Here is an 8684-nt window from a genome sequence, read left to right on the forward strand (position 1 = left end):
AAGTCTGCCAGTGAGAGGTCTTCAACCTTGCGCAGGCATTCGACTTTTTCCCAGAGTTTGGTCATGGCGCGGGCATACAGGACCTGCAGCTCGAACCGGCCCATGTTTTTGAGCACGGCGCGGGAGCGCAGTTCCATCAGTACAGCGAGAGCCGGGACTTCCCAGAGCATCACGGCGGGCCAGTCGCCTTCAAAGGTGAGCTCGTACTGATCGTCTTTGACTTCCAGATGATAGGGCGGCAGGCGCAGGTTTTCGAACCACTCCAGAAACTCGGCGCGGAACATGGACCGCTTGCCGTAGAACATGTTACCGCGCAGCCATGTGCTTTCCCCGCGAGACAGGGAGAGCGTGCGGATGTGGTCCAGCTGGTCGCGGAGTTCCTTTTCATCAATGAGCTTTGCCAGCGGAATGTGCTGCGCTCTGTTGATGAGGCTGAAGGTGACCTGCGTGTTCGGCTTTTTCAGAAAGACCGATTGTGCCATGAGCAGCTTGTAGAAGTCGGTGTCGATCAGGGAACGAACAATCGGGTCGATTTTCCAATTGTGGTTATAAACGCGGGAGGCAATATCAATCATTGTGCAACCATCTCGCCAGAGAATTTGACGCCGTGGCTTTGCATCTCATTCAAAGCCTCTTTCAGGGATCCGTTCAGGTCAATCGCTCTGCAGGCATCCAGATGCACAATCACGTTGAACCCCAGTTTTGCCGCATCCACGGCTGAGAAACGCACGCAGAAATCCGTGGCCAGACCAACCATGTGCAGCGTATCAACACCACGCTCGCGCAGGTAGGCCGACAGGCCGGTTGGGGTGGTGTGGTCGTTCTCAAAGAAAGCGGAGTAACTGTCGATGTGCGGACGGAAGCCTTTGCGCAGGACAAGGTCAGCGCTGTCGGTATTCAGGTCTTTGTGAAATGCGGCGCCGTTTGTGCCCTGCACGCAATGGTTTGGCCAGAGGACCTGCGGGCCGTAAGGCATGTCTGTCATATCATAATGCTGTTTGGCATCGTGATTGTCCGCAAAGGATTTATGGTGCTGCGGGTGCCAGTCCTGCGTCAACACTTTGACAGCAAATTCATTTTGTAGCTCGTTTACCAGGGGGACGATCTGCTCACCGTGTTTAACAGCCAGAGCTCCGCCCGAACAGAAATCGTTCTGAATATCAATCATAATCAGAGCTTCGTTTGCCGGTCGTGTCATAGTTGCTTCCTGTTCGCGATGAGTAGTCCTGTTCAAAGCAGCTCGCATTTAAGCTGGACTAGTTGAGCTGCTTTAGTTTTTGCTTTCGCGTATCTTTTTTCCGAAAACCGGCATCCACTTTTCGGAGATACGCGGTATTTTTCGCAGAGCAAAATGCGAGGACGTTTAGATACACCGAAGTGGCCAGCGCGAAATATTGCGATAATCTCCGCCAAACTCAAGCAAAATATGCGGGATTAATCAGCAACCAGAGGTAAAATCTATAATTTAGGCAATGTGTGTCTTGGCCGCCTTACTCAAAGGGCAGTTTTATGCACAAGTCACTGCGGGTACTCCGTCAGGATGACTGCTTCCAGAAGGCGAACTGAAAGCCGACAACGAGCTGACGAAGGCCGATGGCGGCTCCAGCGATGATAGAGAGCATGACGACAGGCGCGCTGACTGCGAGTGTCGAGAAGGCTGATATGCCCTGCCCGATGGTGCAGCCCAGAGCAATCACGCCACCAGTGCCCATCAAAAAACCTCCTAGGATCTGACGTCTCAGTTCGCGCGGGTCGTCACAGGCTTCCCATCTGAAATGGCCTTTTATGAGTGAACCAAGAAACGCCCCACTGAGGACACCGATGACTGAGCCGACGGCAAAAGACAGGCCACCACCAGATGCGGTCATGAGATACATAAGGGTATCGCCCACCGGAACTGTGAAGGAATGGCTGGCCACTGCAACTTCCTCAAAGCTTTCTTCAAAGAGATAGCTGGTTGCAACCCAACCGAAGAGGACCGCGACAGCGACAGCCAATGAGGCAATAATAGCTTTGGGACTTTGGCGGAACTCTTTGTTGCTGACAGCGAAAAGGCTAATGGCTCCGGCAATGACCAGGGCGATTGTCAGTTCGGAAAGCTCCAGCCGTTGGGCAAGAGCGTGCGCAATGCCTGTTGAGCTTGCTTCCGAGAGTTCGGTCGGGAACAGGAACACACGCAGGTAGGCTGTTGGACCACCCACGGCCATGGCTGCTGAAATGGCGATCACCAGGGAGAGCACGAAGTACCGCATATCTCCGCCGCCCAAGCGTGCCAAAGCGCCGAAACCGCAGGATCCTGCCATTGCCATACCATAGCCAAACATCAGACCGCCGACGATGCAGGCGAACGGGTTCCAGCTTTGGGTGAGATAGATGGTTTGGTCCAGCGCGATCAGACCAAGATCCGCCAACAGAAACGTCGATGCGATGGAGATGGCAATGGCGAAGGCCCACATGCGCATGCGCAGCCATTCTTTGCCATAAAGGGCGTCTTCAATTGCGCCAAGTGTGCAGAAGCGGCCAAGACGTGCAGCAAGGCCAAGCAAAACACCACCCGCAAGGCCTGCGAGTGCCGCCAGAATATCCTCGGACATTTGATCCCTCCCAAGACCAAAACGCCGGAGCTTAAATATTACTTATCGTTGTTTTCTTCGGTGCAGAACAACTCGAAAATCAGGTCCAAAACCCGAGCAGCGCGTTCATCCTTGAGGCTGTAATAGACTGCCTTGCCGTCCCTTCGGCAATTTACCAGACCATCCAGGCGCAAACGTGCAAGTTGCTGACTGACCGCAGACTGACGAGACGACAGAAGCTGCTCCAGCTCTGTTACAGACTTTTCGCCCGTAACGAGATAACACAGGATCATCAATCGGCCTTCGTGTGTCAATGCTTTCAGGAAATCAGTTGCATCCTTGGCATGGCCGACCATGCGCTCGATGTCTTCTTCTTTCATCCCACGTTCAATCATGGGTATAGCCATTAAACCAAATCCTGCAGACCATTTGGAACGGAGTGAGCAAGGTCAGTTAAAGTTGAATAAATTACAGCTGACCTTACAGCACACCTTTGAAGTGGTGGCATACGCTGAATGCAATCATTTTTCAACCATTGCACCGCGAATACCTTTTAGAAGTCCAGCAAATCCGAGATTTCCTCTAGGCCACTTTGGGCACATTCCTCATCAACTTTTGGAGAGGGCGCACCGGAGACACCAATTCCACCAACAATAGCGCCTGCAGATTCGACTGGGAGGCCACCACCCAGTGCCACAGCACCCGGGATGTCACGCAGTCCTGCCGACAGATTGCCTGCCTTGATCTCCTGCTGAATTTCCAGTGTAGATCCGCGGAAACTGACAGCCGTCCATGCTTTTCCGCGGGCTGTGTCGACTGTATGAACGCCAGCATAACGATCCCGGATTGCCGCTTGTGTCTGGCCGAAGCGGTCAACGACAACAGCAGAGATCTGATAGCCGCCTTCACGGCATGCTTCCATGGTGGCGACGGCAAGCTTCATGGCGATTTCCGGCTTCAATGACTTGAAGCTGACAAAGGCGGATTCATCTTCGGCCTGCGCAATGCTGAAGCCTGCGGACATTGCGAGCAATGCCGCCCCTGTGATGAATGATTTCATGGAGTTCTCCCAACTGAATTATGCCCCGGACTGGCCGGGAAAGATGAATTTCTTTTCAATATTGTTATTGAGCAGACTGAAGCATCTGGTTCAGGGCGGGGTAGAAGAAGTCTTCTCCCGGGTAACCTTCAATCCGCTGGACTTCGGCGCCGTCAATTAAAAGGATGAAGGTTGGCGTAAACCGCGCCTTTCCTTTCAGGGTCACGTCTTTGGGAATCGGATCATCAATATCCATCCGCATCAAAGGGGCTTTTTGCCCCTCCTCTGTTTTGCCGTAGGCGCCACCAATATCCTCTTCCCAGCGTTCACACCAAGGACAGATTTCGTCCTCGACCATGAGCAATTTCATGGTCGAACCAGCCGCTTGAGCGCTGCTGAAAAGAAGGGCGAAAATGACAAATGAGATCCAACCAAAATTGCTCATGATATCCACGATTGACATTTTAAAATCTATGATATCTAAATATTCTAATAATAGAATGTGTTTTTAGCAAGTGCCCATATGTATCCAGATCTAACTATCATTGCGGCGGGGAGCGCGGGGTTACTCTCGTTCCTATCGCCTTGTATTTTACCAATTGTGCCGTTCTACCTTTGCTACATTGCAGGCATTGGAATGAACGAGCTTTCCGGTGACGGGGTGACCCCTGCCATCCAGCGACGTGTTGTTTTTACGTCGTTTTTCTTTGCTGCCGGTATTCTCACAATCTTTGTCGGCCTTGGTGCAACGGCAACGGTTTTCGGCCAGTTGCTGCGAGACTGGTTTGATGTGCTGCGCTACATGGCTGCTGCTGTCATCTTCATTCTCGGCCTGCATTTTGTCGGCATCATCCGGCTCAACCTGCTGCTGAGAGAAGCCCGGCTCGACAGCTCTTCGGCCCCGGCTGGAATCGTTGGCGCTTACTTTGTGGGACTGGCTTTTGCCTTTGGCTGGACGCCCTGTGTTGGTCCGGTTCTGGCAACTATTTTGTTCACGGCTGGCGCCAGTGATGATGTTTCTCAGGGCATGTTGCTGCTGTTTGCGTATGGGGTTGGCATGACGCTGCCGTTCATTCTGGCAGCTGTTTTCTCAAAGCCATTCCTGAGTTTCATGGGCCGTTTTCGAAAGTACCTTGGTGCCATCGAAAAAGGCATGGGCGTTCTTTTGATTATTTTTGCGGTGTTGATTGGGACGAACACCGTTTCCTGGATTGCAGAGCAAATGATTGAGTATGCGCCGGGATTGACATCTTTAAGCTGAGGCGTTTCCGCATCCTGAAACCATAGAGGGGTTCTTGGGAGCGGTGCGTTATGGGAGAGATCGATGCTTAAAAAACTAATGCTTGCTGCAGCGATGATTTTCGCCAGCATGACACTGAGCTTTGCTGAGGTTGGAGAGGACGGTCTCCACAAACAGCCATGGCTTCGCCTTACCTTCAAAGACCTTAGAGAGGACCTTGCCGCTGCCAATGAAGAAGGCAAACGCATGGTCATTCTCTTTGAGCAACGCGGCTGCATTTACTGTTCGCGCTTGCATAAGAATGTCTTCAGCGACCCGGAGGTTCGCAAATTCATTGAAGACAACTACTTCGTGGTTCAGATGAACCTGTTTGGCGATGAAGAGGTGACGGACTTCGACGGGGAAGTTCAAACCGAGAAGAACATCGCACGTCGCTGGGGCGTTGTGTTCACGCCCACCTTCCTGTTCCTGCCTGAAGAGGTTGGGACTGGCAAAACAGCAGGGACTGCCTCTGTGCAGACCATGCCTGGTTCATTTGGAAAATGGACCACCCTCAACATGCTCCGCTGGGTCAAACAGAAGGGCTATGAGGGCGAAGAACATTTTCAAAAATTTCATGCACGTGAATTTTTGAAACAAAAAGCAGCCTCAAAATAGCGTTTTCACTCAACTATTTAGACTAAGGTCGATATATTAACATATTCAATTATGTGAATTTTAAGTTGAGTGTTTCTACGTATTTGAGTAGCATAAAAATATTGAATCGCTGTAATTGGGAGGGAGCAATGAAGGCGATTGCCAAAACTATAGCGGCTGCAACGCTGCTAATTTCAGGAAGTGCCGTTGCCGGAGTTGTTGCTCCAGGTGACGTTCAATTTGTCGAGGCGGCTGTGCCGGTGTCTTTGACCGGTGCGGTTGGTGACCCAGCCAAAGGACGGGAATGGTTCGCCAACCGGAAACTGGGAAACTGCCTTGCCTGTCACGCGAATGATGATCTTGCTGAAGAGCAGTTCCACGGAGAGATAGGTCCGTACCTTGAGGGTATCGGAGACACCTATACCGAAGCGGAATTGCGGGCGATTGTTGTCAACTCGAAGGAAGTCTTCGGGGAAGCGACCATTATGCCTGCCTTCTACAAGAGCGAAGGTTTGAACCGCGTGGCAAAGAAGTTTGCGGGAAAGACCATTCTTTCAGCAGAACAAGTTGAAGACATCGTCGCTTATCTGGCGACTTTGAAAGAATAGGCGCGTTTGCCTTGAGCGTGCTGCGTTGCTGACCGGTTACGCATCACGCTCAGAATTATTGCTTAAGCGTATTTTCCCAAAGAGTGCTCAGCGCCTGTTGGGGAGATACGCTCCAAGGAGGATTTTTAATGACTGTTACCAGACGTGAAGCGCTTGGTTTGGCAGTGGGAGGCGCAGCCGCTCTGACGACATTGCGTTTTACCGCGCCGGCGTTTGCAGCAGGCAATGCTGTTGAAGATGCAATTGTGGAGTTCACTGGCGGCGCAAAGCCGGGAAGCGGTGACATTACCATTGGTGCGCCAGAGATTGCTGAAAACGGGAACACTGTTCCGATTGAAGTATCTGCGCCGGGTGCAGCCTCCATCATGCTGCTTGCAGCAGGCAACCCGAGCCCAGGTGTTGCGACATTACACTTCAGCGCTCTTTCCGGTGCTCAGGAAGCCAAGACCCGTATTCGCCTTGCGAAAACGCAGGACATTGTCGCCATTGCAAAGATGCCGGACGGGTCCGCCATCATGACAAAGCGTAGTGTCAAGGTCACCATCGGTGGCTGTGGCGGTTAATCAGAAAAGGCATTGAGAAACACATGGCAAAGGTAAAACCACGCGTCAAAGTGCCTAAAAAGGCAAGCGTAAACGAGGTCGTGACCATCAAGACACTGATCTCGCATCCGATGGAATCTGGTCAGCGCAAGGACAAGAAAACCGGCGAGACCATTCCACGCAAGATCATCAATAAGTTTGCTGCCAGCTTCAATGGCGAGCCCGTGTTCATGGCAGATATTGAACCATCCGTTTCTGCGAACCCTTACATCGAGTTTCAGATGCGGATTCCAGAGTCTGGAGCGGTTCGGTTCGAATGGACCGATGATGACGGCTCGGTCTACGACATGGAAAAGAAAATCACGGTCGCCTAGGCAGCCATTCTTTGGGAGGAGAAGGGTATGAAAAGGACGGTTTCAATACTCGCTGGGGGGCTTCTTTTCGGCACACTTAGCACTGCTGCGCTTGCAGATGACGGACGCGAACTTGTCATCGATGGCGAAACAATTGCAACAACTGCTGTTCCGGCGGATGACCATCCACTGGACGAGCTGATTTCAGGTTGGCGTTTTCGCTCTGCTGAAACTCAGGCACTGCAAATGGATGATTTCGAGAATCCAGCGTTTGTGGCCATTGAGTATGCAGAGGAAATTTGGGAAACGCCCGCCGGAAAATCCAATCAGTCCTGCGCGGATTGTCATGGAGATGCGGATAACTTTACCGGTTTGCGGACCAAGTTGCCGCGCTGGAATGACGAGATGGGCAAGCCTGCCACCATGGAGATGCTGATCAATGCGTCCATCGAGACGCATCAGGGAGCAGAGCCGTGGAAATGGGAGAGCGCCGAGATGCTGGCTATGACGGCTCTGATCGGTTTGCAATCTCGTGGCATGCCGGTTGCCATGAAGACTGACGGGCCGATTGCGGACTGGGTCAAGAAGGGTGAAGAGCTTTACTACACCCGTGTTGGCCTGCTGAATATGGCTTGTGCCAACTGCCACGAAGACAATTACGGCAACATGATCCGTGCTGACCATTTGAGTCAGGGGCAGATCAACGGGTTCCCGGTGTATCGTCTGAAGTGGGGCGGACTTGGGTCCATTCACCGCCGGTTTAAAGGCTGTATGGATCAGGTGCGGGCTGAGCCTTACAAGCGCGGAAGTGATGAGTTCATTGCTCTGGAAGCTTATGTAACATCTCGCGGGATGGGACTTTCAGTCGAGACCCCATCTGTTCGTAACTAGGCGCATTCCACTTGATTGAGAAATCAAGTGATAAGAATTCGCTCATGCTAAATAGTGATTTTGGAGGTTGCTCTTATGCAGCAACCTCCTGATCTAAAACAATTTTCGAAATTCTAATAACCTACGGAGGGTGCGGAGATGATCTCGCGCCGTGATTTCTTGCAGGCCGGTGTCGCTGCAGCCGCTATTTTTGGGGCTGGGAATTTTCCAGTGCTGGCCGCACGCCAGTCCCTGACACAGAACCAACTTCTAGACTTCAAAACCACCGGCAACGTGACCATCATCCACTTTACGGATTGTCATGCTCAGGTGAAGCCGGTCTGGTTCCGTGAGCCCTCCGTGAATATTGGTGTGGGTGCCCAAAAGGGATTGCTGCCGCACATCACCGGTCAGGATTTGCTGAGCGCGTTCAACTATCAGACCGGAACGCCGGAAGCCTATGCCCTCACCTCTGAGGACTTTGTCTCACTGGCCCGCAGTTACGGCAAGATGGGCGGGCTGGACCGGGTGTCGACCATTGTGAAGTCGATCCGGGCAGAACGTCCTGATGCGCTGTTTCTGGATGGCGGTGATACGTGGCACGGGTCCATGACTGCGCTGCGCACTGAAGGTCAGGATATGGTCAACCTGATGAACGCACTCAAGCCGGATGCCATGACCTCCCACTGGGAGTTTACCTACGGCATTGACCGCGTCAACGAGATTGTTGAGGAGCTGCCCTTCCCGTTTTTGGGTGCTAACATCTTTGACAATGAGTGGGACGAACCAGCGTTCGCGCCCTACAAGATTTTCGAGCGTGGCG

At 52.4% G+C, this 8684-nt stretch carries 11 protein-coding genes and 2 pseudogenes; 7 read left to right on the top strand and 6 right to left on the bottom strand.

Annotated features, from left to right (window positions below; genetic code table 11):
- The 6 genes and pseudogenes from PPL9_RS17030 to PPL9_RS17055 form a co-directional block, all read right to left on the bottom strand.
- Window positions 1-575, bottom strand: a pseudogene (locus PPL9_RS17030) (nicotinate phosphoribosyltransferase); the annotation flags it as partial.
- Window positions 572-1198 (bottom strand): bifunctional nicotinamidase/pyrazinamidase, encoded by a 627-nt coding sequence (gene pncA, locus PPL9_RS17035; RefSeq protein ID WP_057463817.1) that lies wholly within the window; start codon window positions 1196-1198, stop codon window positions 572-574. The pseudogene PPL9_RS17030 and the gene pncA, both read right to left, overlap by 4 nt.
- Before the next feature lie 337 nt (window positions 1199-1535).
- Entirely contained in the window at window positions 1536-2594 is a 1059-nt protein-coding gene (locus tag PPL9_RS17040) for a YeeE/YedE family protein (RefSeq protein WP_057463818.1), read from the bottom strand.
- Between the two features lie 38 nt (window positions 2595-2632).
- The gene (locus PPL9_RS17045; RefSeq protein ID WP_057463819.1) at window positions 2633-2980 is read right to left on the bottom strand and encodes a metalloregulator ArsR/SmtB family transcription factor; all 348 of its coding nucleotides are present in this window, start codon (window positions 2978-2980) and stop codon (window positions 2633-2635) included.
- Window positions 2981-3126: 146 nt separating this feature from the next.
- Window positions 3127-3633: a heme-binding protein gene (locus tag PPL9_RS17050; RefSeq protein ID WP_057463820.1), complete on the bottom strand. Its 507-nt coding sequence runs from the start codon at window positions 3631-3633 to the stop codon at window positions 3127-3129.
- A gap of 64 nt (window positions 3634-3697) precedes the next feature.
- A complete protein-coding gene (locus tag PPL9_RS17055) occupies window positions 3698-4075 on the bottom strand; it encodes a thioredoxin family protein (RefSeq protein WP_244272111.1) in 378 nt (125 codons plus the stop codon).
- A gap of 60 nt (window positions 4076-4135) precedes the next feature.
- On the opposite strand from PPL9_RS17055, the gene PPL9_RS17060 reads away from it, so the two are divergent.
- The 7 genes and pseudogenes from PPL9_RS17060 to PPL9_RS17090 form a co-directional block, all read left to right on the top strand.
- Entirely contained in the window at window positions 4136-4873 is a 738-nt protein-coding gene (locus tag PPL9_RS17060; RefSeq protein ID WP_057463821.1) for a cytochrome c biogenesis protein CcdA, read from the top strand.
- 63 nt (window positions 4874-4936) lie between these two features.
- Window positions 4937-5509, top strand: coding sequence for a thioredoxin family protein (locus PPL9_RS17065; RefSeq protein ID WP_057463822.1), 573 nt, complete (start codon window positions 4937-4939; stop codon window positions 5507-5509).
- Window positions 5510-5637: 128 nt separating this feature from the next.
- Window positions 5638-6096 carry a sulfur oxidation c-type cytochrome SoxX gene (gene soxX / locus PPL9_RS17070; protein WP_057463823.1) on the top strand — a complete coding sequence of 153 codons (459 nt, stop codon included), beginning with the start codon at window positions 5638-5640 and terminating at the stop codon, window positions 6094-6096.
- A 128-nt stretch (window positions 6097-6224) separates the two neighbouring features.
- On the top strand, window positions 6225-6659 hold the full coding sequence (gene soxY / locus PPL9_RS17075) for a thiosulfate oxidation carrier protein SoxY (protein ID WP_057463824.1): 435 nt from the start codon (window positions 6225-6227) through the stop codon (window positions 6657-6659).
- A gap of 23 nt (window positions 6660-6682) precedes the next feature.
- Window positions 6683-7012, top strand: coding sequence for a thiosulfate oxidation carrier complex protein SoxZ (soxZ, locus tag PPL9_RS17080; protein ID WP_057463825.1), 330 nt, complete (start codon window positions 6683-6685; stop codon window positions 7010-7012).
- A gap of 27 nt (window positions 7013-7039) precedes the next feature.
- Window positions 7040-7882, top strand: a complete 843-nt coding sequence (soxA, locus tag PPL9_RS17085; protein ID WP_057463826.1) for a sulfur oxidation c-type cytochrome SoxA — start codon at window positions 7040-7042, stop codon at window positions 7880-7882.
- Between the two features lie 138 nt (window positions 7883-8020).
- Window positions 8021-8684: pseudogene (locus PPL9_RS17090) on the top strand (thiosulfohydrolase SoxB); the annotation flags it as partial.

This window comes from Pseudovibrio sp. POLY-S9 (genome assembly GCF_001431305.1).
Lineage (GTDB): Bacteria > Pseudomonadota > Alphaproteobacteria > Rhizobiales > Stappiaceae > Pseudovibrio.

Coding starts and splice junctions, on each gene's coding strand:
- soxA (WP_057463826.1), top strand. CDS start 7,040: ATGAAAAGGACGGTTTCAATACTCGCTGGGGGGCTTCTTTTCGGCACA.
- PPL9_RS17040 (WP_057463818.1), bottom strand. CDS start 2,594: ATGTCCGAGGATATTCTGGCGGCACTCGCAGGCCTTGCGGGTGGTGTT.
- PPL9_RS17065 (WP_057463822.1), top strand. CDS start 4,937: ATGCTTAAAAAACTAATGCTTGCTGCAGCGATGATTTTCGCCAGCATG.
- PPL9_RS17055 (WP_244272111.1), bottom strand. CDS start 4,075: ATGTCAATCGTGGATATCATGAGCAATTTTGGTTGGATCTCATTTGTC.
- PPL9_RS17060 (WP_057463821.1), top strand. CDS start 4,136: ATGTATCCAGATCTAACTATCATTGCGGCGGGGAGCGCGGGGTTACTC.
- pncA (WP_057463817.1), bottom strand. CDS start 1,198: ATGACACGACCGGCAAACGAAGCTCTGATTATGATTGATATTCAGAAC.
- PPL9_RS17050 (WP_057463820.1), bottom strand. CDS start 3,633: ATGAAATCATTCATCACAGGGGCGGCATTGCTCGCAATGTCCGCAGGC.
- PPL9_RS17045 (WP_057463819.1), bottom strand. CDS start 2,980: ATGGCTATACCCATGATTGAACGTGGGATGAAAGAAGAAGACATCGAG.
- soxX (WP_057463823.1), top strand. CDS start 5,638: ATGAAGGCGATTGCCAAAACTATAGCGGCTGCAACGCTGCTAATTTCA.
- soxY (WP_057463824.1), top strand. CDS start 6,225: ATGACTGTTACCAGACGTGAAGCGCTTGGTTTGGCAGTGGGAGGCGCA.
- soxZ (WP_057463825.1), top strand. CDS start 6,683: ATGGCAAAGGTAAAACCACGCGTCAAAGTGCCTAAAAAGGCAAGCGTA.